This is a genomic window from Raskinella chloraquaticus (SeqCode) (assembly GCF_021731865.1).
Classification (GTDB): domain Bacteria; phylum Pseudomonadota; class Alphaproteobacteria; order Rhizobiales; family UBA4765; genus Raskinella; species Raskinella chloraquaticus.
Map to the genome: position 1 here is coordinate 21,318 of NZ_JAKFWN010000039.1, position 19,966 is coordinate 41,283.

General features: G+C 60.6%; 19 protein-coding genes. 10 read left to right on the forward strand and 9 right to left on the reverse strand.

Annotation, left to right across the window (positions count from 1 at the left end; genetic code table 11):
• Window positions 1-14 precede the first annotated feature (14 nt).
• Window positions 15-947 carry a tRNA glutamyl-Q(34) synthetase GluQRS gene (gluQRS, locus tag ACINK1_RS12920; RefSeq protein ID WP_376800150.1) on the forward strand — a complete coding sequence of 311 codons (933 nt, stop codon included), beginning with the start codon at window positions 15-17 and terminating at the stop codon, window positions 945-947.
• Here the strand turns inward: gluQRS and ACINK1_RS12925 are convergent.
• Both ACINK1_RS12925 and ACINK1_RS12930 read right to left on the reverse strand, forming a co-directional pair.
• A complete protein-coding gene (locus tag ACINK1_RS12925) occupies window positions 906-1,841 on the reverse strand; it encodes an AEC family transporter (RefSeq protein WP_376802938.1) in 936 nt (311 codons plus the stop codon). The two genes, gluQRS and ACINK1_RS12925, sit on opposite strands and share 42 nt — an antisense overlap.
• A 67-nt stretch (window positions 1,842-1,908) precedes the next feature.
• Window positions 1,909-3,876 (reverse strand): protein meaA, encoded by a 1,968-nt coding sequence (locus ACINK1_RS12930; protein WP_376800152.1) that lies wholly within the window; start codon window positions 3,874-3,876, stop codon window positions 1,909-1,911.
• 252 nt (window positions 3,877-4,128) lie between these two features.
• Here ACINK1_RS12930 and ccrA point away from each other — a divergent pair, with 252 nt between their 5' ends.
• A complete protein-coding gene (gene ccrA, locus ACINK1_RS12935) occupies window positions 4,129-5,403 on the forward strand; it encodes a crotonyl-CoA carboxylase/reductase (RefSeq protein ID WP_376800153.1) in 1,275 nt (424 codons plus the stop codon).
• A 70-nt stretch (window positions 5,404-5,473) separates the two neighbouring features.
• On the forward strand, window positions 5,474-6,583 hold the full coding sequence (leuB, locus tag ACINK1_RS12940; RefSeq protein WP_376800154.1) for a 3-isopropylmalate dehydrogenase: 1,110 nt from the start codon (window positions 5,474-5,476) through the stop codon (window positions 6,581-6,583).
• Window positions 6,584-6,588: 5 nt separating this feature from the next.
• On the opposite strand, the gene ACINK1_RS12945 is transcribed toward leuB, so the two are convergent.
• On the reverse strand, window positions 6,589-7,446 hold the full coding sequence (locus ACINK1_RS12945) for an FkbM family methyltransferase (RefSeq protein ID WP_376800155.1): 858 nt from the start codon (window positions 7,444-7,446) through the stop codon (window positions 6,589-6,591).
• Window positions 7,446-8,417, reverse strand: a complete 972-nt coding sequence (locus tag ACINK1_RS12950) for a 2-hydroxyacid dehydrogenase (protein WP_376800156.1) — start codon at window positions 8,415-8,417, stop codon at window positions 7,446-7,448. Before ACINK1_RS12950 ends, ACINK1_RS12945 begins: the two co-directional genes overlap by 1 nt.
• Window positions 8,418-8,594: 177 nt before the next feature.
• On the opposite strand from ACINK1_RS12950, the gene ACINK1_RS12955 reads away from it, so the two are divergent.
• The 6 genes from ACINK1_RS12955 (at window position 8,595) to ACINK1_RS12980 (ending at window position 14,789) form a co-directional block, all read left to right on the forward strand.
• Complete coding sequence (locus ACINK1_RS12955; protein ID WP_376800157.1) at window positions 8,595-9,656, forward strand: ABC transporter ATP-binding protein; 1,062 nt, start codon at window positions 8,595-8,597, stop codon at window positions 9,654-9,656.
• 69 nt (window positions 9,657-9,725) lie between these two features.
• Window positions 9,726-11,033 (forward strand): ABC transporter substrate-binding protein, encoded by a 1,308-nt coding sequence (locus tag ACINK1_RS12960; RefSeq protein WP_376800158.1) that lies wholly within the window; start codon window positions 9,726-9,728, stop codon window positions 11,031-11,033.
• Between the two features lie 99 nt (window positions 11,034-11,132).
• Window positions 11,133-12,092, forward strand: a complete 960-nt coding sequence (locus tag ACINK1_RS12965) for a carbohydrate ABC transporter permease (RefSeq protein WP_376800159.1) — start codon at window positions 11,133-11,135, stop codon at window positions 12,090-12,092.
• On the forward strand, window positions 12,085-12,981 hold the full coding sequence (locus ACINK1_RS12970; RefSeq protein WP_376800160.1) for a carbohydrate ABC transporter permease: 897 nt from the start codon (window positions 12,085-12,087) through the stop codon (window positions 12,979-12,981). The genes ACINK1_RS12965 and ACINK1_RS12970 overlap by 8 nt, the downstream gene beginning before the upstream one ends.
• Window positions 12,982-12,987: 6 nt before the next feature.
• Entirely contained in the window at window positions 12,988-13,890 is a 903-nt protein-coding gene (locus ACINK1_RS12975; RefSeq protein WP_376800161.1) for an NAD(P)-dependent oxidoreductase, read from the forward strand.
• Window positions 13,887-14,789, forward strand: coding sequence for an NAD(P)-dependent oxidoreductase (locus tag ACINK1_RS12980; RefSeq protein ID WP_376800162.1), 903 nt, complete (start codon window positions 13,887-13,889; stop codon window positions 14,787-14,789). Before ACINK1_RS12975 ends, ACINK1_RS12980 begins: the two co-directional genes overlap by 4 nt.
• Here ACINK1_RS12980 and ACINK1_RS12985 read toward each other — a convergent pair whose 3' ends face one another.
• The 3 genes from ACINK1_RS12985 to ACINK1_RS12995 all read right to left on the reverse strand — a co-directional run bounded on the left by ACINK1_RS12985 (window position 14,790) and on the right by ACINK1_RS12995 (window position 17,085).
• Complete coding sequence (locus tag ACINK1_RS12985) at window positions 14,790-15,407, reverse strand: hypothetical protein (RefSeq protein WP_376800163.1); 618 nt, start codon at window positions 15,405-15,407, stop codon at window positions 14,790-14,792.
• Window positions 15,404-16,318 (reverse strand): DMT family transporter, encoded by a 915-nt coding sequence (locus ACINK1_RS12990; protein ID WP_376800164.1) that lies wholly within the window; start codon window positions 16,316-16,318, stop codon window positions 15,404-15,406. Before ACINK1_RS12990 ends, ACINK1_RS12985 begins: the two co-directional genes overlap by 4 nt.
• A 62-nt stretch (window positions 16,319-16,380) precedes the next feature.
• The gene (locus tag ACINK1_RS12995; protein WP_395760151.1) at window positions 16,381-17,085 is read right to left on the reverse strand and encodes an SDR family NAD(P)-dependent oxidoreductase; all 705 of its coding nucleotides are present in this window, start codon (window positions 17,083-17,085) and stop codon (window positions 16,381-16,383) included.
• Between the two features lie 195 nt (window positions 17,086-17,280).
• On the opposite strand from ACINK1_RS12995, the gene ACINK1_RS13000 reads away from it, so the two are divergent.
• A complete protein-coding gene (locus ACINK1_RS13000) occupies window positions 17,281-18,288 on the forward strand; it encodes an NAD-dependent epimerase (protein ID WP_376800166.1) in 1,008 nt (335 codons plus the stop codon).
• A 42-nt stretch (window positions 18,289-18,330) separates the two neighbouring features.
• Here ACINK1_RS13000 and ACINK1_RS13005 read toward each other — a convergent pair whose 3' ends face one another.
• Both ACINK1_RS13005 and ACINK1_RS13010 read right to left on the reverse strand, forming a co-directional pair.
• Window positions 18,331-19,014 (reverse strand): TerC family protein, encoded by a 684-nt coding sequence (locus ACINK1_RS13005; RefSeq protein WP_376800167.1) that lies wholly within the window; start codon window positions 19,012-19,014, stop codon window positions 18,331-18,333.
• A gap of 8 nt (window positions 19,015-19,022) precedes the next feature.
• A complete protein-coding gene (locus ACINK1_RS13010; protein ID WP_376800168.1) occupies window positions 19,023-19,721 on the reverse strand; it encodes a TerC family protein in 699 nt (232 codons plus the stop codon).
• Window positions 19,722-19,966 lie beyond the last annotated feature (245 nt).

The following is a 19,966-nucleotide window of genomic DNA, read 5'->3' on the forward strand; positions in this document are numbered from 1 at the left end:
GGAGTTTTCCTAGCATGGAGACGACCGCGAACGGGAGGGCGGCGCGCCTGCGCTTTGCGCCATCTCCCAACGGGGCGTTGCACCTTGGCCATGCCCTCTCGGCCCTGCTCAATGCCGAAGCGGCCCAACGCCTCAGCGGGCGGTTTCTCGTGCGCATCGAGGATATCGACCAGACCCGCAGCACCCCGGCGCACATCACCGGCATGCGCCGCGATCTCGCCTGGCTGGGCCTTGACTGGGAAAAGCCCGAGCGCCGCCAGTCCGGGCAAATGGCGGCGTATGGCGCAGCCCTCGACAGGCTGAAGCAGCAGCGGCTCGTCTATCCCTGCTTTGCCAGCCGCAGCGAGATTACGACGGCCATCGTCAGTCATATGGACTGGCCGCGCGATCCTGACGGCAGTCCGCTCTATCCGGGCTTGTGGCGCGACGCCGACCACAGCACCATCGCTGCCCGCCTGGCAGCTGGCGACAGACCAGCCTGGCGGCTCGACATGAGGCGCGCGAGTAAACAGGTGGGCGCGGTTACCTGGCATGAACTTGGCACCGATACACCACGCACGATCGACAACGATCCGGCCATGTGGGGCGATGTGGTGCTGGCACGCAAGGATATCGCGACGAGCTATCATCTTTCCGTTGTCGTCGATGATGCGCTGCAGGCGATCACGCATATCATTCGCGGCCACGACCTCTATCACGCAACAAGCCTGCATCGCCTGTTACAAGGCCTGCTTGGCCTGCCGCAACCTTCCTATCTCCATCACCGCCTCATCCTCGCCCCAGACGGCCGTAAATTATCGAAAAGCCGCAAAGACCAGAGCCTGGCAGGCTTGAGGGCCATGGGCGCAACGCCTGACGATATTCTCCGGCTGATCGGCTGGAACCCCGATGCCGATCTGGCCGGCCTATCCGCCAATGCCCAGAAACCAAAGCCACACACCGGTTGAGACAACGGCCAGCAGGCTCGAGAGGGCAATCGCCTGCGAAATCATCGCGATGCCGGTCTGGTGGCGCAAGGCGAAGAGATAGACATTGACGCCCACCGGAGCAGAGGCAAACACCACGGCGGTTGCCAGGTATATCGGCGGCAAAAGAAAGACATGGGCGCCGAGGACATAGACGAGTGCGGGTGCCGCGACGAGCTTCATGGCGCTGATGAAGAGCCCGCGATCGATCCGCCCCGCGATGCCGTAGCGTGCCAGAGAGCCGCCCAGGCTGATGAGCGCACACGGCACCCCTGTGGCCCCGAGCGCCAGCAGCAGCTGATCAGGCGGGCCAGCGAGCCTGAAGCCCGAAAAACTGAACAGAACGCCCGCGATGATCGCCAGAAACAACGGATGCGTTGCCAGCCCGCGCGTCAGGCTGCGCCCCATCTGCCCTTGTGGACCGCTTGCCGCCTGCTCCACCATCAATGTGGCGACAACCATCGAGAGCGGCAGATTGAGGCCGAGGATGAGCGCAATCGGCACGCCCACCTGCTCGCCATGCGCCTTCACCAGCAGCGGAATACCGATCATCACCGTATTGCCCATGGCCGCCGCCATGCCCGCCAGCACCGCTTCGCTCCGCGCCATCGCCAGAATCCGCCTGCCGAGGAATTGCGTCAGCGCCCAGGAAAGCCCGATCGCCCCGAAATAGCTCGCCCAATAGCCCCACGGGATCGTTGCGGGTAATGCGGAGGTCGCCAGAGTGCGGAAAAGGTAGGCCGGCATGGCGAGCACAAACGAAAACTGACCCACGCCATCGGCCGTTTCCGCCGTGATGAGGCGCAGCTTGACTGCCACCAGCCCGACCGCGATGAGCCCGAAGACCGGCAGGACGATGGCAAGGATCTGCGTCACATCCAGCCCCTTTGCGCCCGTCAATCATTGCGGGATCTACTGCCGCCGCCCGTTCTGATCATGCCTGTCAGGCGGCGACCGAAGTATGCTCGCCCACCAGCGCCACCAGGTCGAACATGATGCGGTTGAGATCGAAATCCTTTGGCGTATAGACCGCGCTGACGCCTGCTTTCTTCAGCGCTTCGGCGTCTTCGGTCGGGATAATGCCGCCAACCACCAGCGGAATATCGCTCAAACCGCGCGCTTTGAGCGTCGCCAGCACATCCGCCACCAGCGGCAGATGGCTGCCCGACAGGACCGACAGGCCGATGACATGGGCACGGCGCGCTATCGCCTGATCGACGATTTCGGCAGGCGTCAGGCGGATGCCATCGTAAACGACCTCGATGCCGCAATCGCGCGCCCTGACGGCAATCTGTTCAGCCCCGTTGGAATGCCCGTCAAGACCCGGCTTTCCGACCACAAACGTCATGCGCCGGCCAAGCTTCTGTGAGACCGCATCAACTGCCGCTCTCACGTCGTCGAGCCCCTCGACATCGTTGCGCGCTGCCCGCCCGACGCCGGTCGGTGCCCGGTATTGGCCGAAGATCTGGCGCAACGCCTCGCCCCATTCGCCGGTGGTGACGCCGGCCTTGGCGCAGGCAATCGACGGCTCCATGATGTTGCGCCCCGACGATGCAGCCGCGCGCAGAGCCGCCAGCGCTTCCGCCACCGCTTGCTCATCGCGGGCCTGACGCCAGGCTTCCAGACGCGCCACCTGCTCGGCCTCAACCGCCGGATCAACCATTTCGATCGCGTCCGCGCCCGTGCCAAGCGGCGAGGGATAACCATCCTTGAAGGCGTTGACGCCAACGACGATCTGCTCGCTTCTCTCGATCGCCTCAAGCCGCGCCGTATTGCTCGCAACCAAACGCTCTTTGAGATAGCCGCTATCAATCGCCGTCACCGCCCCGCCGATCTCGGCAATGCGCCGCAATTCCTCACGCGCCTGCTGCTTGAGTTCATCGACCTTGCGGGCGATTTCGGGCGAGCCATCGAAAATATCGCCATATTCCAGCAGGTCCGTTTCATAGGCCATGATCTGCTGCATGCGCAGCGACCATTGCTGGTCAAAGGGGCGCGGCAGGCCAAGCGCCTCGTTCCAGGCGGGCAGCTGGACGGCGCGTGCGCGCGCCTTCTTCGACAGCACCACCGCCAGCATCTCGATCATGATGCGCGAGATGTTGTTTTCCGCCTGCTGCTCGGTAAGGCCGAGGCTGTTCACCTGCACGCCGTAGCGAAAGCGCCGGTGCTTTTCATCCCTCACCGCGTAACGCTCAGCCGTGATCTCGTCCCACAATTCGGTGAAGGCGCGCATCTTGCAGATTTCGGTCACAAAGCGCATGCCGGCATTGACGAAGAAAGAAATCGAGCCGACGACGCCCCCGAACGCTTCCTCGCTCACATCACCCGAGGCTTTGACCGCATCGAGAATAGCAATCGCGGTGGCAAGCGCGTAGGCCAGTTCCTGAACCGGCGTCGCGCCCGCTTCCTGCAGATGGTAGCTGCACACATTCATCGGGTTCCATTTCGGCAGCGCCCGATTGGTGAAGGTGATGACGTCACGCGTCAGCCTGATCGAGGGATCGGGCGGAAACACGTAAGTGCCCCGCGACAGATATTCCTTGATGATGTCGTTTTGCGTCGTTCCCGCAAGGCACTGCCGGTCCTCGCCGCGCTCATCGGCCAACGCGACGTAAAGCGCCAGCAGCCACGGCGCTGTCGCATTGATAGTCATCGACGTGTTCATTTTCTCAAGCGGAATGCCGTCGAAAAGCTGGCGCATATCCCCAAGATGGCCAACCGGCACACCCACTTTGCCAACCTCGCCGCGCGCCAGAATATGGTCGCTGTCATAGCCGGTCTGGGTTGGCAGATCGAAGGCGATCGATAGCCCCGTCTGCCCCTTGGCGAGGTTGGCGCGATAGAGCGCGTTTGACTTTTCCGCCGTCGAATGCCCGGCATACGTCCTGAAAATCCAAGGTTTATCGCGCATGGCCTGCTCCCCGCAGCGTGCTGAGTGACGCCCTTATCGCAGCGCACAAGAGCTGTGACAAGATTGCACGAAGACGGATGATGATCACAGGGAGGGGGCAGACTGATCAGCTGCGACAGATCGCGACGTCTGCCAATATGAATTCCGCCTTATGCCCCCGCTCAAGCAGAGGCTTGCCGCTCTCGCCTTGCCGCACTACACTGTGCAATGCACAATTTTGCGCTGCGTTGCATCAGACCTGGAGAGACGCCGATGTCCGCGACCGCTGCCAAGCCTGTCCTGGTGAAGGCGAGTTATCCGATTAATGAAATTCCGCCGCTTGGCCACGTGCCCGAGCGTATGACCGGCTGGACGATCCGCAAGGACCGCCACGGCCCGCCTGACACCTCGATGTTGCTCGAGGAAGTGCCGACGTGGACGATCGGTGATGACGAGGTGCTGATGCTGGTGATGGCAGGCGGCGTCAATTATAACGGCGTGTGGGCGGCCCTCGGACAACCGATCTCGCCGCTCGACGGCCACAAGCAGCCCTTCCATATCGCCGGCTCCGATGCGTCAGGCGTGGTGTGGGCAGTCGGCCCCAAGGTCAAGCGCTGGAAAATCGGTGATGAGGTGATCGTCCATTGCAACCAGGACGATGGCGATGACGAGGAATGCAATGGTGGCGATCCGATGTTCTCGCCCTCCCAGCGCATCTGGGGTTACGAGACGCCGGACGGCTCATTTTCGCAATTCTGCCGCGTGCAGGCCCGCCAGCTGATGCCGAAACCCAAACACCTCACCTGGGAGGAGGCAGCCTGCTACACTTTGACGCTGGCCACCGCCTATCGCATGTTGTTTGGCCACGCCCCGCACACCTTGAAACCCGGTGACAACGTTCTCGTCTGGGGCGCCTCCGGCGGCCTTGGCGTCTTCGGCGTCCAGCTTGCCGCAGCCTCCGGCGCCAACGCCATCGGCGTCATTTCGGATGAATCGAAGCGTGATTACGTGTTGAGCCTCGGTGCCAAGGGCGTCATCAACCGCAAGGACTTTACCTGCTGGGGCCAGATGCCGACCGTCAATTCCGAGGAATATGGCGCATGGACGAAGGAAGCCCGCCGCTTCGGCAAGGCGATCTGGGATATCACCGGCAAGAAGGATGTCGATATTGTTTTCGAGCATCCCGGTGAAGCCACTTTCCCGGTCTCCTGCCTGGTGGTGAAGCGCGGCGGCATGGTCGTTTTCTGCGCCGGGACATCAGGCTTCAATATCACGTTTGACGCCCGCTATGTGTGGATGCGCCAGAAGCGCATTCAGGGCTCTCATTTCGCTCACCTGAAACAAGCCTCCGCCGCCAATGAATTTGTCGTGCGCCGCCTTGTCGATCCCTGCATGTCGGAAGTCGTCCCGTTCGAAAAAATCCCGGCAGCCCACATGAAGATGTGGAAGAACCAGCACGCGCCCGGCAACATGGCCGTCCTCGTCTGCTCTCCGCGGCCCGGTCTTCGTACCTTCGAGGATGTTCTGGAAGCGCACGCCGGCGCCTGAACGAACCTTGCGCCCGGCGCTGGCGACCGCTATGACCCCGCGCGCCTGAAACGCGCGCAGGAGATAAGCGATGGCCAATTTCAAACTGCTGCTTTTGCCCGGTGACGGCATCGGCCCCGAAGTGATGGGCCAGGCCGAGGCCATCGTCAGCTTTCTCGACAAACAGGGCATTGTCGGATTTTCCGTCGAACGCGATCTGGTCGGCGGCGCTGCCTATGACGCGCACGGCGTGGCGATCAGCGATGCGGCCATGGACCGGGCGCAGGAGGCCGATGCAGTCCTCTTTGGCGCCGTCGGCGGGCCGAAATGGGACAAGGTGCCCTATCAGCACCGCCCGGAGGCCGGGCTTTTACGGCTACGCAAGGATATGGGGCTTTTTGCCAATCTGCGCCCTGCCATCTGCTATCCAGCCCTTGCGGACGCCTCTTCGCTCAAAAAAGAGCTGGTCGAGGGGCTCGACATGATGATCGTGCGCGAGCTGACGGGCGGCGTCTATTTCGGCGAGCCCAAGGAAATCGTCACGCTGGAGAATGGCGAGAAGCGCGGCGTCGATACGCAGGTCTACACCACCCATGAAATCGACCGCATTGCCCGCGTTGCCTTTGATCTGGCGCGCCTTCGCCGCAACAAGGTGTCATCGGCCGAAAAGCGTAACGTCATGAAAACCGGCGTTTTGTGGAACGAGGTGGTAACCGCCATCCATAAGCGCGATTATAGCGATGTGACGCTCGAACATGTGCTGGCCGATAATTGCGCCATGCAGCTCGTGCGCACGCCAAAGCAGTTCGACGTCATCGTCTGCGACAATCTCTTTGGCGATATTCTCTCAGACGTTGCGGCCATGCTGACGGGCTCGCTTGGCATGTTGCCCTCAGCCTCTCTTGGCGCAACGGACATCAACACCGGGAAGCGCAAGGCGCTCTATGAGCCGGTTCATGGCTCGGCGCCTGATATCGCCGGGCAGAGCGCTGCCAACCCTCTGGCGATGATCGCCTCGCTTGCCATGGCGCTGCGCTATTCGTTTGGCGAGGGGAAACTCGCCGACGCGCTGGAAGCAGCCCTTGCCGATGTCCTGGCCGCCGGCACCCGCACCCGCGATATCGCGGCGCCTGGCACCAACGCCGTATCGACGACGGACATGGGCAGCGCCGTGCTGAAAGCTTTCCAGAAACGGCTGTGAAGGCGCTAAACGCTTTCCTGCTCAAGGTAGAAAAAGACATGGGAGCGGCTGCGCTCCCCTTCACTATATCCTCTGGCGCGCAGCAGCGCGAAAACATCACGCGTCCACATGGCGCTGCTGTCTTTCATCAGCAGCACGCGGGGCAGAAGGGCTGCGGCTGCCGTCTCGACGAAAGACCACAAAACGAGATCCTCCGAACCGCTGATATCCACCTTCATCACATCCGCGCCTTCAAACCCTTCCTCGATCAGTACCGCTTCGAGCTTGCGGCCACGTACCTTGACGCTTTCTCCCTGGCCGCGTCCGCCGATGCGCGACCCGCCGCGATCGCGCTGATCGATAAAAAGATCGACCTCGCCTTCCCGGTCCGCCAGCGCAATGCCAAGCGGGCGAATATCAAACCCCGGATGGTTCTCTACGTTGAAGGCAAGTCTCTCACGTATGTCCGGCTGCGGCTCGATCGCCAGCACCCGCGCCCTGCCGCCGGCAAGCTGCGCGGCCATCAGTGAAAAGAGCCCGACATTGGCGCCCAGGTCGATGAATGTGAACAGGCTTTTGCGGGCGACCGCCTCGCGTGCCAACCGCGCCAGCACCATGCGCTCCAGCGGATGAAAAAGCTGCGGCGTGTAGAGCGCGGCCTTTTCACACGTATTGCCCACGGGATAGAGCCGCAACCTGAGGTTGAAATGAGTAACGTCGACGCCCGCTTCGCCAAGCCTGGCCATCGCACGGCGCCGCAAGAGGATGGCGGTGCGCATGCCAAGCCAGTTTCCCGGCAATCGTGACGTGATCGCCTGGATCAGGCGATGGGCACCGCGCGGGACGGACGAGCCAAACGGCCTTGTATCGACATAAAGATGCATTATCGCCCTGTACGCGGCGGCACCGGCGTTTCCGGCACGGGGGTCAGCGGCCCTTTTCCCTCTTTCCACGAAATGAGGTTATCGACCACCAGCATGCCCATCGCATCGCGCGTATAGGTGGTCGCAGAGCCTACATGCGGGGCAAGGGCCACATTATCAAGTGCCATCAGCTCGGCTGGAACCTTCGGCTCGAACTCGAAGACATCGAGGCCCGCCGAGCCAAGCTTGCCTGTCTTCAGGCAATCAATGAGGGCTGTTTCGTCGACAACCGGGCCGCGCGCCACATTGACGAGGCACCCTTGTGGCCCAAGCGCCTCGATCACGTCACGGCTGACCAGATGATGGGTGGCCGCACCGCCCGGCGTGATCACGATGAGCACGTCGCTGTCAGCCGCCATTTCCGTCAGATTTCCATAGTAACGGAACGGCAGGCCGGCTTTGGCCGAGCGGGCATGGTAGGAAATGCCGGCGATGTTGAAGCCCGAAAGGCGTTTGGCAATGGTCTGGCCGATACGCCCGAAGCCAAGAATGCCGACCCGTTTGCCAATCAGTGTGCCGGTCAGGGGAAAATTACCACCGGGCCATTTGCCGGCGCGCACGAAGGCGTCAGCCTGCGGCATGCGACGAATGGCGCCAAGCAGCAGGGCGATTGTCGTATCGGCCACCTCGTCATTGAGCACATCAGGCGTATTGGTGACAACGATACCGCGCTTGGCACAGGCAGCCGTATCGACGCTATCGTAACCGACGCCGAAATTGCCGACGATCTCCAGCTTGGGCAACTGATCTATCAGATCGGCCTTGCACGGCGCCCCGCCCGAGGCGACGACAAAACGACATTGCGCACCAAGCCTCGAGACAAGCGCCGCCGGATCATCCGCCAGCCACATCTCATGGACGCTGAAGGCATGCCCGAGCGCCTCGCGCGCCTTCTGGGGCAGGGGTTTCAACAGCAGACAATCGGGCTTCATCAGCACTCTCCTCGTTCCTGTGGTGAACTTAGCCGCTTTACGCCGCGAAACGAAATGCTTGATTTCGTTGACAGGCATGAGATGCTGCTGCCTGAGTATGCATTCGCCCACAAGAGGCGATGGTCGTTTTGGGCCTGAACCACAGCGAACCAGCAGATATGCTCGGGGGAGGACAGTATGGCGTCGGTGGATATCGTCAGCGTACGCAAGGCATTCGGCGCCACACAGATTCTGCACGGTGTGTCGGTGCCGATCGCCGATGGCGAATTCGTCGTGCTTGTCGGTCCATCGGGCTGCGGCAAATCGACATTGCTGCGCATGATTGCCGGCCTTGAGAACATATCCGCTGGCGAAATACGCATTGGCGAGCGCGTGGTCAACTCACTGCCGCCCAAAGCGCGTGACGTGGCGATGGTGTTCCAGAACTACGCGCTTTACCCGCACATGACGGTCGCCGCCAATATGGGTTTCTCGTTGAAGTTGCGCGGCACCGACAATCGCGAAATCGCTGCCCGCGTCGACAAGGCCGCCGGTATTCTTGGTCTCACCCCGCTTCTCGAGCGCTATCCCCGTCAGCTCTCCGGCGGCCAGCGCCAGCGCGTCGCCATGGGCCGCGCCATTGTCCGCGATCCGCAGGTCTTCCTCTTCGACGAGCCCCTGTCCAACCTTGATGCCAAGCTGCGTGTCGCCATGCGCACCGAGATCAAGGAGCTGCATCAACGGCTGAAGACAACCACCGTTTACGTCACCCACGATCAGATCGAGGCCATGACCATGGCCGACAAGATCGTCGTCATGCATGACGGACGCGTCGAGCAGATGGGTGCGCCGCTTGCGCTCTATGACCGCCCGGACAATCTCTTCGTTGCCGGCTTTATCGGCTCGCCGGCCATGAATTTCATCAAGGGAACGCTCGTCATCAACGGCCAGCCGACCTTCAAATCGGATGGCGGTGCCACCATCAAGCTTGACAAGGCAGGTGCTGCCGATGGCGCCCGCGTCATTCTGGGCGTGCGCCCTGAGCATCTGGCTGTGACACCTGACGGGATCGACGCTACCGTTCTGGTCGTTGAGCCGACGGGCTCGGAAATCCTCGCCGTGGTCAAGATGGGCGACCAGGAAATGCAATGCCTGTTTCGCGAGCGCCTGGCGCTTACGCCCGGCCAGTCCATCCGCATTGCTCCGCAGCCGGGCATGACACATCTTTTCGATGAGGCGAGCGGCAAGCGGATCGCCTGACATACATGTATTGAACGTCACTTATCAAAGAGCAGCCGGACAAACCGGCGTTATTCAACGGAGGAAACGATGACTTTCAACGGATTAACCCGCCGCTCGATTCTCGCAGGTGGCGCTGCAATGGCCGCTGGCGGCAGCGATCTTCTCGGCTTCGCCAAAGCCTGGGCCCAGGCTTCACCCTTCAAGCCGGAAGCCGGCGCCAAGCTCAGTCTGCTGCGCTGGAAGCGCTTCGTCGCGGCAGAAGATGACGCCTTCGTCGCAACGCTCGATGCCTTTACCAAGGCAACCGGCGTGACGGTGACGGTATCAAATGAATCCTATGAGGATGTCCAACCCAAGGCCTCGGTCGCCGCCAATACCGGACAGGGACCTGACATCATCTGGGGCCTGCATTCTCTTGCCCATCTCTTTCCCGCCAAGCTCGTCGACATGTCCGACCTTTGCGATTACCTCGGCAAAAAATATGGCGGCTGGGTTCCTCTCGCCGAAGCCTATGGCAAAAGCGGCGGCAAATGGATCTGCATTCCCATCGGCACCAGCGGCGCGATGATCAATTACCGCAAATCTTCCGTTGAAAAAGCCGGTTTCAAGGAGTTTCCTGCCGACACCGCTGGCTTCCTTGAGCTGTGCAAGGCCCTGAAAGCCAATGGTACGCCGGCTGGTTTCCCCTTCGGGCATGCTTCGGGCGATGCCAATAGTTTCGTGCATTGGCTTCTTTGGTCGCATGGCGGCTACCTTGTCGACAAGAACGACAAGGTCATCATCAATTCGCCGGAAACCGTGAAGGCGCTTGAATATGCCAAGGCTCTCTACGACACCTTCATCCCCGGCACCGTGTCGTGGAATGACGCGTCAAACAACAAGGCCTTCCTTGCCGGCGAGCTGCATCTGACCGCCAACGGCATCTCCATTTACGTTGCCGCCAAGAACGACAAGAAGGATTTCGCCGACGATATTCATCACGGCTACTATCCGGTGGGCCCGGTTGGCAAACCGCAGGAACTGCATCTGTGCTATCCGGCGATGATCTTCAACTATACGAAATTCCCTAACGCGTCTAAGGCGTTACTCGCCTTCATGCTGGAGAAAGAACAGTATAGCAAATGGCTGAGCGGCGCTCAGGGCTACCTGACCCACCTGCTCAACGCCTATGACAGCGACCCGGTATGGACGGATGACCCGAAGCGAACCGTCTTTCGTGAATCCTCCAAGCGCTCGCTGCCGGCGAGCGGCATCGGCAAGATCGGTGAAGCGGCGGCGTCCGCTCTTGCCGACTTCCTCGTCGTCGACATGTTTGCCAACTACGTGACGGGGCGCGAGGATATCAAGGGTGCCATCGCCTCAACCGAACGTCTGGCAAAACGCATCTATCGCTGAACGATCACGCTCGCCGGGCAGCTCCCACAGGCTGTCCGGCAGCGATACTGTCCGCAGCCGTGCCTCCGACCCGGGGCACCACGATGACGGGAATGGACGATGAGCGAGCAGGCATTACCGATGGCCCGGCAACGATTGGCTATCGCCGAACCGACAGCCTGGGAACGGCTGGTCACCAACCGCAACTGGCTCGGCTTCTGGTTCATGATGCCGGCCGCTGCCATCCTCATTCTGTTTCTGGCCTACCCGCTCTTCCTCGGCGTCTGGTTGAGCTTCACCGATACGCGCATCGGCCGCGACGGCGTGTTTATCGGTCTTGAGAATTACGAATGGCTGTCGGACGATTCGATTTTCCTGCAATCGATCTTCAACACCGTGCTTTATACGACGGTCGCCAGCATCGTGAAATTCGCCCTCGGCCTTTATCTGGCGCTGCTGCTCAATGAGCGCGTGCCCTTCAAGGCCATCGTTCGTTCCATCGTCCTCATTCCCTTTATCGTGCCCACCGTTCTGTCGGCGCTCGCCTTCTGGTGGATCTATGACACCCAGTTCTCGATCATCTCATGGTCGCTGAAGCAGCTGGGCCTTTTGGATACGAACATCGATTTCCTCGGCAATCCCTTCAACGCCCGCGTCTCCGTCATCATCGCCAATATCTGGCGCGGTGTGCCCTTCGTGGCGATCACCCTTCTCGCCGGCCTGCAGACCGTCTCGCCCTCGCTTTACGAGGCAGCAACCCTTGACGGGGCGACGCGCTGGCAGATTTTCCGCTATATCACCTACCCTCTCCTCACCCCGATCATTGCCGTGGTGATGACGTTCTCCGTCCTCTTCACCTTCACCGACTTCCAGCTCATCTGGGTTCTCACCCGCGGTGGACCGGTGAACGCCACGCACCTCATGGCGACCCTCAGCTACCAGCGGGCCATTCTCGGCGGCAGGCTTGGCGAGGGCGCGGCGATCGCCACGTCGATGATCCCCTTCCTTGTCGTCGCAATCATGGTGTCGTTCTACGGATTGCAGAAGCGCAAATGGCAGCAAGGCGAAAACAATGACTGACACCAGCCTCAAAGCCACGAATAACGACGATCATTCAGTCGGCATGGATTATCTGGAAAAGCTGTCGAGCCGGCTGGTGACGCTTTATCTGCCGCTTGGCATCATCATGGTGTCGCTGCTCTTCCCGTTTTACTGGATGGCGCTGACGGCAATCAAACCTGACGACCAGCTCCTCGATTTCGCGCGGGTCAATCCGTTCTGGACAACGGCGCCAACCTTCAAGCACATCTACAAACTGCTCTTTGAATCGCAATATCCGCTATGGTTGTGGAACACGATGTACGTCGCCGTGTGCGCCACCATGCTGTCGATCATTGCCAGCGTCATGGCCGCCTACTCCATCGTCCGCCTGCGCTACAAGGGCGCGCAACTTGTCGGCATGCTGATCTTCCTTGCCTATCTTGTGCCGCCATCGATCCTCTTCATTCCGCTGGCCTCTGTCATCTACTCCTACGGCCTGTTTGATTCGCCGCTTGCCCTCATTCTCGTCTACCCCACCATCCTCATTCCCTTCTCGACCTGGCTGCTGATGGGTTATTTCAAATCCATCCCCTACGAGCTTGAGGAGTGCGCCCTCATCGACGGCGCCACCCGCTGGCAGATCCTCACCCGTATCGTCCTGCCGCTCGCCATTCCTGGCCTCATCTCGGCCTTCATCTTCTCCTTCACCCTGTGCTGGAACGAGTTCATCTACGCGCTCACCTTCCTGTCCTCGAACGAGAACAAGACGATCCCGGTTGCCATCGTCAACGAGTTCGTCGATGGCGACATCTATCGCTGGGGGTCATTGATGGCAGGCGCTCTCATGGGTTCATTGCCGCTGGTCATTCTCTATGCCTTCTTCGTCGAGCACTACGTGTCGGCGATGACGGGCGCGGTGAAGGAATAGCGCTCCATGTCGGTTGCTTTCATCGGTCTTGGCGCCATGGGTCTGCCCATGGCAAAGCGCCTGATGGGGGCCGGCTTTGACGTTCACGGTTGCGATATTGCCCCGGGACCATTGGACGCACTGAAAAGCGCCGGCGGACAGGCAAGCACCAACCCGGCCGAGGCGCTGCGTGGCGCCAGCGCCGTCTTTGTCATGACCGCGACCGGCGCACAGGCCCAAACCGTCCTTTTCGGCGCCGGGGAGGCTGCTTCTGCCGCCACCAGGGGCGCAATCTTCATCCTGCAATGCACACAAAGCGCGGCCATGGCGCGCGATCTTGGCGCACGCCTTGAAGCCTTGGGCCATCACGTCCTTGATGCTCCCGTCTCAGGTGGCGCTGTCGGCGCCGAGGCCGGCGCCCTGACAGTGATGGCGTCGGGCAGCGAGGCAGCCTTTGCCGCCGCCGCTCCGCTGCTCAGACCCTTGGCCAAAACCGTCTACAACATCGGTCGCGAGCTTGGCCTTGGCTCGACCGTCAAGACGATCAACCAATTGCTGGCTGGCGTGCACATCGCTGTGGGCGCCGAAGCCATGGCGCTTGGCGCCAAGGCCGGCATCGAGCCGAAACTCCTTCTCGATATCCTCATGTCGGGGGCGGCAGGCAGCTGGATGCTGGGCAATCGCGGTCCACGCATGCTGGAAGACGAGCCAGCCGTCACCTCGGCGGTCGATATTTTCGTCAAGGATCTCGGGCTCGTCGATGATCTTGCCCGTGGCCTGCGCCAACCAGCCCCCATCGCCATGGCAGCCTTGCAGCAATTCATCGCCGCCTCCGCCATGGGTGACGGGCGCCAGGACGACAGTCAGGTGGTTCGCCTCTATGAAGTGACCGGTGCCACACATGTGCGCGGCAAGGGAAAAACACCATGAGCAAGGACCGTATCGGCTTTATCGGCGCCGGCCTCATGGGCCATGGCATGGCAAAGAACCTCGTCGAGAAGGGATTTCAGCTCACCGTGCTGGCGCACCGCAACCGCGCGCCCATTGATGATCTCATCAGGCGCGGCGCCGGCGAAGCCGCAACCCCACGCGAGATCGCCGGCAAAAGCGATGTTGTTTTCCTGTGCGTGACGTCGAGTACCCAGGTCGAGGAGATCATTCTGGGACGTGACGGGCTGATGGCGGGAGGCCGTGAGGGACTGATCATCTGCGATTGCTCAACCGCTGATCCCTCATCGACCTTGCGCCTTGGCGACAGGCTGCAGGAACAGGGGATCGCGCTTGCCGATGCGCCGCTCGGCGGCACGCCTGCGGGAGCAGAAGCCGGCCAGTTATCAGCGATGGTCGGGGCCGATCCTGCAGTCTTTGCCAGGCTGAAGCCGGCGATCGAGGCATGGGCGACCAAAATCGTTCATATCGGCCCACTCGGCTCCGGCCACAAGATGAAACTGCTGAACAATTTCCTGTCCCTTGGCTATGGCGCTCTCTATGCCGAGGCGCTGACACTGGGCGAAAAAGTGGGGCTTTCGCCAAAGGATTTCGACCGCGTCATTCGCGGCAGCCGCATGGATTGCGGCTTCTACCAGACCTTCATGGGCTGGGTGATCGACGAGAACCCGAACGCCCATCAGTTCACGCTGGCGAACGCCTACAAGGATATGCGCTATGTGGCGGCGATGGGCGATGACTCAGGCATGGCAAACCCGCTCGCCAACGCGGTCAAGTCAAGCTATGCGCTCGCCGTCAGCAGCGGCGAAGGCGAGCGTTATGTGCCGATGCTGACGGATGTCATCGGTCAATTAGCCGGCGTAGCAAAATCTGACAAGTGATCAAGCTGAAACTGCCTTCTCACGCCAGGCGGCAAGCGTCTCGGCGATGATAATCCGCGCGCCTCTTTCCAGCATGTCCTCGCTGAAAGGCGCTTGCGGCAAAGGCACGTGGACGAACCCTGCCCAGCGCGGGTGAAAGCCGGCGATGAGCTTGCCGCAGCTGTGAAAAAACAGGGCATTGCACAGATAATCGCCGCAATCATCCGACATCGCCGCCGGAATGCCGGCAACCGCCAGAGCGGCGGCGCAACGCTCAAGCGGCAGACTGCTCGCGATATCACCAAGTCCTGGCGCCAACGCTGCGCTGGTGGGTCGCTCGCCTTTGGCATCGACGCGATCGGTCGCCACACGATTTCGCGCCAGCCGCTCCAGGCGAAAGCCAGGCGCTGCGCGTGACAATCCGAAATGGATGGCGATATCAGGCGCCGCGATGTTTCCAATCAGTGCGATGCGCTCTTGAAGCCCGTCATATTCCGTCGGCAGGACAAATGACTGGAAACGGACATCCTCGCCGCAGACCGGCGCGTCGACGGCAAAAAGCCGCATCAGCCATTCGGTGGGATTTTCCGGCGCTCCCGGATAAGGTCCAAAGCCGGTGGCGATGATGCTGACGCTCATTCCCGCCCCCTCTGCCGCTCAAGCCAGAGAAGATAGAGGCCGGAGGCAACCACGATTGACGCGCCAACGAGGGTGTAAAGCCCTGGAATGTCGCCGAAGACGAGCCAGCCCGACACCGTCATCCATACGATCTGGGTGTAGATGAAAGGCGACAGGTCCTGGGCAGCGACATGACGATGCGCGGCAATCAGCAGCCAATGCCCGATGAGCCCCCACATACCGGTGGACGCCATCAGCAGCACGGTCATGAGATCAGCAGGCGGCACGTAGAAAAACGGCACGGCGGGCGTCAGGATCACTGCGCCAGCCAGCGCTGAATAAACCAGCGTAGTCGTTGTCGGGTCATGGGCCGCAAGGACCCGCGTCATCAGATTGTAGATGGCATAGCACAGTGCGCTGATGCAGGAGAGCGACACGGCCCAGTGCACCTGACCGAAGCCCGGCCGGGTGACGATCAGTACGCCGGCAAAACCAATGCCGATCGCCAGCCATTGCCTGCGGCCGATCCATTGTCCGAAGAACACGCCAGCAAGAAGCGCAACCAGAAACGGGGTGGCAAACAGGATCGAAATCGTCTCGGCAAGCTGCAGATATTTAAGGGCAACGAAATTGGCGAAGGTCGACAGGAAGAGAAGGATGGAGCGGGCGAACTGCAGCCAGGGTCGTTTGGTGACGAACAACCCTTTCACCGTCCACGGATTGACAAAAATCAGCATCAGCCCGGCATGTCCGACATAGCGCGCCCATACCACCTCGATGGCCGGAATATTCTGACGCACCAGATATTTTGCCGTCGTATCGAGAAATGTGAAACACAGAATGGCCGCGCAGATGAAGCCGATCGCCCCCATGCGGTTGCGCCGCCGGAAGGCCTGGCTGGGGGTCGGCTCAATCATGAGGCTGACGGCCACCTCGTCTCCTGTCAGTAGGTGGCGCGGCCGCCCGAAATATCGAATACCCCGCCGGTGGTGAATTAGCATTCAGCCGAACACATGAAGGCAACGAGCGAAGCGATCTCCGCCACCTCGACAAATCGCGCGCGCGGTATCTTGGCAAGCATGTAGTCGATGTGTTCCTGCGTCATCTGATCGAAAATGGCCGTTTTGGCCGCTGCCGGTGTGACACAATTGACCGCGATATTCTGCCCCGCCAGTTCCTTGCCAAGCGATTTGGTGAGCGCGATCACTGCTGCCTTCGAAGCGGAATAGGCCGAGGCGTTGGGATTGCCTTCCTTGCCGGCAACCGAAGCGATATTGACGATGCGCCCGTAATTTCGCGCTATCATCGTTGGCACCACCGCCTTGTTGGCAAGCATGACGCCGCGCGTATTGACCGCAAACACCTCTTCCCACGCGCTGAGCGGATAATCCCACAATTTGACATTGGGGCCGGTGATGCCGGCATTGGCCACGAGAATGTCGATGGTGCCGAACGTTTCAAGCACGTGATCGCGGGCCGCCATCACCGAGGCTTCATCAACGACATCGCAGACGAAGGCTGCCGTATGCGATTTGCCACCCAGCGTTTCAGCCAGAGCGCTCGCCAATTTGAGATCACGATCAAGCACCGCCACCCTGGCGCCGCTGGCCACGAAGCGCTCGGCGATCGCCCGTCCGATGCCCTGCGCGCCGCCAGTGACCAACGCCACCTTGCCGTTCAGATCGTATTGATTAGCCATCGCCGCTCTCGCCCCGGTGTTATCATGCACAGTTTTCATTCCGAAGCAGAAGCATGTCGACCACCGGACAGGATGGCAAGCGCTCTGGTGCGACCGGCGGGGCGGGAAGAGGAGGCAGGCCGACATCGGTTGCCGCTCCACACCATGCTGCTATACACATCAGCGTCCGACAGTTCAGGAAAAAGATTCCAGACGATGCGCGTTCTCGTGACCGGAGCGGCCGGCTTTATCGGCTTCCATGTCGCTTCAGCCTTGCTTGCGCGCGGCGATGAGGTCGTGGGCATCGATAATCTTGATGACTATTACGATCCGGCATTGAAGCGGGCACGACTGGCGCAGCTGGAGGGCCGGGCCGGATGGTCATTCCAGGCCATGGATATCGCGGACGACACCCGTATCAGCGCGCTCTTCGCATCGTTTCGGCCGCACCGTGTGGCGCACATGGCCGCCCAGGCCGGTGTGCGCTATTCCCTCAGCAATCCTCAGGCCTATGTGGCGTCGAATTTTAGCGGCTTCCTGCCCATCCTTGAGGGCTGTCGCCATAATGGCGTCGAGCATCTGGTCTACGCCTCCTCAAGCTCGGTCTATGGCGCCAATACGCGCCAACCCTTCAGCGTCGCACACAATGTCGATCATCCGCTGAGCCTTTATGCCGCCTCCAAGAAGGCCAATGAGCTGATGGCGCACAGCTATAGCCATCTCTACCGGCTGCCGGCGACGGGGTTACGTTTCTTTACGGTTTACGGACCATGGGGACGACCGGACATGGCGCCCTATATCTTTACGCAGAAGATCCTGGCTGGCGAACCCATCGACGTCTTTAACGCAGGACATCACGCGCGCGACTTCACCTATGTCGATGATATCGCCGAGGGCGTCGTGCGTGCGCTCGACCGGCCGGCACAGCCCTCGCCAACCTGGTCCGGCGATGATCCCGATCCGGCCACCTCAACGGCACCGTGGCGCATCTACAATATCGGCAACAGCCAGCCGGTGGCGCTGATGGACTTCATTGCCGAAATTGAGATGGCCTGCGACCGTAAGGCAAAAATCAATTTCCTGCCCATGCAGCCTGGCGATGTGGCCGAGACAAGCGCCGACGTATCAGCGCTTCAGCGTGACATCGGCTTCCATCCCCGCACCCCTATCCGCGACGGGATAGGGAAATTTGTTGCCTGGTACCGTGCCTATCGCCGCGTTTAAGCATCCCCGCCAGGCAAGGTCGCACCAAATCTCACAGAGCCATCAGGGACTGTGCGCGATTTTCGCGGAATGGTGCTTTTTCAGCATGTAGCCGGCGATGAGAACAAGAATAGCGCCAGCGATCTGGGCTGGAAGATGATCGATATGAAGCCCGGTCGCACCGATAACGCCGACATCACGCACGAATAATTCGCCCGCAATCCAGCCGAGCAGGGCCGCGCCCGCCCACACCAGGATCGGAAAGCGGTCGATGATCGCTGTCAGCAACGTCGAACCGACGATGACAAGCGGAACGCTGAGCAGAAGGCCGAAGACGATCAGGCGAATATCACCATTCGCCGCCGCAGCAATCGCCACAACATTGTCGAGGCTCATGACAATGTCAGCGATGGTGACGGTCTGAACCGCCTTCCACAGCGAGGAATGGCCGGCGACCGAATCCGCATCCGGCTCTTCCGGAACAACCAGCTTCACGGCAATCCACAAAAGCAGCAGCGAGCCGACCGCCGTGATCCAGGGAAGACCCAGAAGCTGCGTCGTCATGAATGTAAACACGATCCGCAGCAGGACGGCTGCGCCCGCCCCTAGCGCAATGCCGATCTTGCGCTGATCAGCCGGCAATCCGCGGCAGGCAAGCGCAATCACGACCGCATTGTCGCCAGAGAGCAGGATGTTGATCCAGATTATTTTCAGCACCGGCAGAGCAAGTTCGGCAAGTTGTTCCATGACGACGGCTATTCCTTCGATACTGAAGCGAGCCCACGCTCCCGCTTCCGTTTCTGCACAATGACGTAGGATACCATCACCACCAATAAAGCCCCGACGCTTGCTCCCAGCAAATTGGGAATGTCACTACCTAACATTGTTTGTAAGCCCGGATCATCGGCAATGAGCTCCCCTGCTATCCATCCAAGCAGAGCAGCCCCCGCCCAGATGAAGATGGGAAAGCGCTCGATCAGCCCGAGAATGAGCTGGCTGCCATAGATAATCAAAGGAATGGTAATCACCAGGCCGAAGGTAAAAAGCCAGATATTACCTTTTGAGGCCGCAGCCAGCGCAAGCACATTATCAAGGCTCATGACCGCATCGGCTATCGCGATCGTGCGTACAGCTTTCCACAATGATGCTGAAGCCGCGACCTCGCCATGACCACCATCATCGCTACTGATCAGCTGGTAGGCGACCCAGAAGAGCAGGACGCCGCCCAGAGCTTTCAGAAATGGGATGCCCAGCAGTACCGTGATGATCAACGCAAAAATGATCCGCAGAACGATGGCAACGCCGGTTCCAAGCAATATGCCCATCCGCCGCTGCTCGGGCGGCAGCGCCCGGCAGGCAAGAGCAATCACAACGGCATTATCGCCCGAAAGCAGAAGATCAATCCAAATAATCTGCAACAAGGGTATGGCTAGCGGCAGCAGATCTGCAAACATCAGTCGAACCCACCCTTGTGTATCATGTGCCCTCAACGCTTTTCTTTATCGGTCGATGGGCAGGCCGGCAAGTGTGGTTTTCACCTGACGTTCGTGTCCACCACAACGAGGTGCGGCGCTGGAATGTTAGGCAGAAGAGTACCAGGCGCCATCCTTGCCAGGATATGGCAGATTTTGCCGATTCGAAGGGTCGGACTTACCGGGACCTCTGCTCATTCGTGATCAGTTAACCATTTAAGCCGTTG

Bases quoted from the DNA above. Each gene is read 5' to 3' on its own strand.
- gluQRS (WP_376800150.1), top strand. From the start codon at position 15: ATGGAGACGACCGCGAACGGGAGGGCGGCGCGCCTGCGCTTTGCGCCA.
- ACINK1_RS12930 (WP_376800152.1), bottom strand. From the start codon at position 3,876: ATGCGCGATAAACCTTGGATTTTCAGGACGTATGCCGGGCATTCGACG.
- ccrA (WP_376800153.1), top strand. From the start codon at position 4,129: ATGTCCGCGACCGCTGCCAAGCCTGTCCTGGTGAAGGCGAGTTATCCG.
- leuB (WP_376800154.1), top strand. From the start codon at position 5,474: ATGGCCAATTTCAAACTGCTGCTTTTGCCCGGTGACGGCATCGGCCCC.
- ACINK1_RS12945 (WP_376800155.1), bottom strand. From the start codon at position 7,446: ATGCATCTTTATGTCGATACAAGGCCGTTTGGCTCGTCCGTCCCGCGC.
- ACINK1_RS12950 (WP_376800156.1), bottom strand. From the start codon at position 8,417: ATGAAGCCCGATTGTCTGCTGTTGAAACCCCTGCCCCAGAAGGCGCGC.
- ACINK1_RS12955 (WP_376800157.1), top strand. From the start codon at position 8,595: ATGGCGTCGGTGGATATCGTCAGCGTACGCAAGGCATTCGGCGCCACA.
- ACINK1_RS12960 (WP_376800158.1), top strand. From the start codon at position 9,726: ATGACTTTCAACGGATTAACCCGCCGCTCGATTCTCGCAGGTGGCGCT.
- ACINK1_RS12965 (WP_376800159.1), top strand. From the start codon at position 11,133: ATGAGCGAGCAGGCATTACCGATGGCCCGGCAACGATTGGCTATCGCC.
- ACINK1_RS12970 (WP_376800160.1), top strand. From the start codon at position 12,085: ATGACTGACACCAGCCTCAAAGCCACGAATAACGACGATCATTCAGTC.
- ACINK1_RS12975 (WP_376800161.1), top strand. From the start codon at position 12,988: ATGTCGGTTGCTTTCATCGGTCTTGGCGCCATGGGTCTGCCCATGGCA.
- ACINK1_RS12980 (WP_376800162.1), top strand. From the start codon at position 13,887: ATGAGCAAGGACCGTATCGGCTTTATCGGCGCCGGCCTCATGGGCCAT.
- ACINK1_RS12985 (WP_376800163.1), bottom strand. From the start codon at position 15,407: ATGAGCGTCAGCATCATCGCCACCGGCTTTGGACCTTATCCGGGAGCG.
- ACINK1_RS12995 (WP_395760151.1), bottom strand. From the start codon at position 17,085: ATGGCTAATCAATACGATCTGAACGGCAAGGTGGCGTTGGTCACTGGC.
- ACINK1_RS13000 (WP_376800166.1), top strand. From the start codon at position 17,281: ATGCGCGTTCTCGTGACCGGAGCGGCCGGCTTTATCGGCTTCCATGTC.
- ACINK1_RS13005 (WP_376800167.1), bottom strand. From the start codon at position 19,014: ATGGAACAACTTGCCGAACTTGCTCTGCCGGTGCTGAAAATAATCTGG.
- ACINK1_RS13010 (WP_376800168.1), bottom strand. From the start codon at position 19,721: ATGTTTGCAGATCTGCTGCCGCTAGCCATACCCTTGTTGCAGATTATT.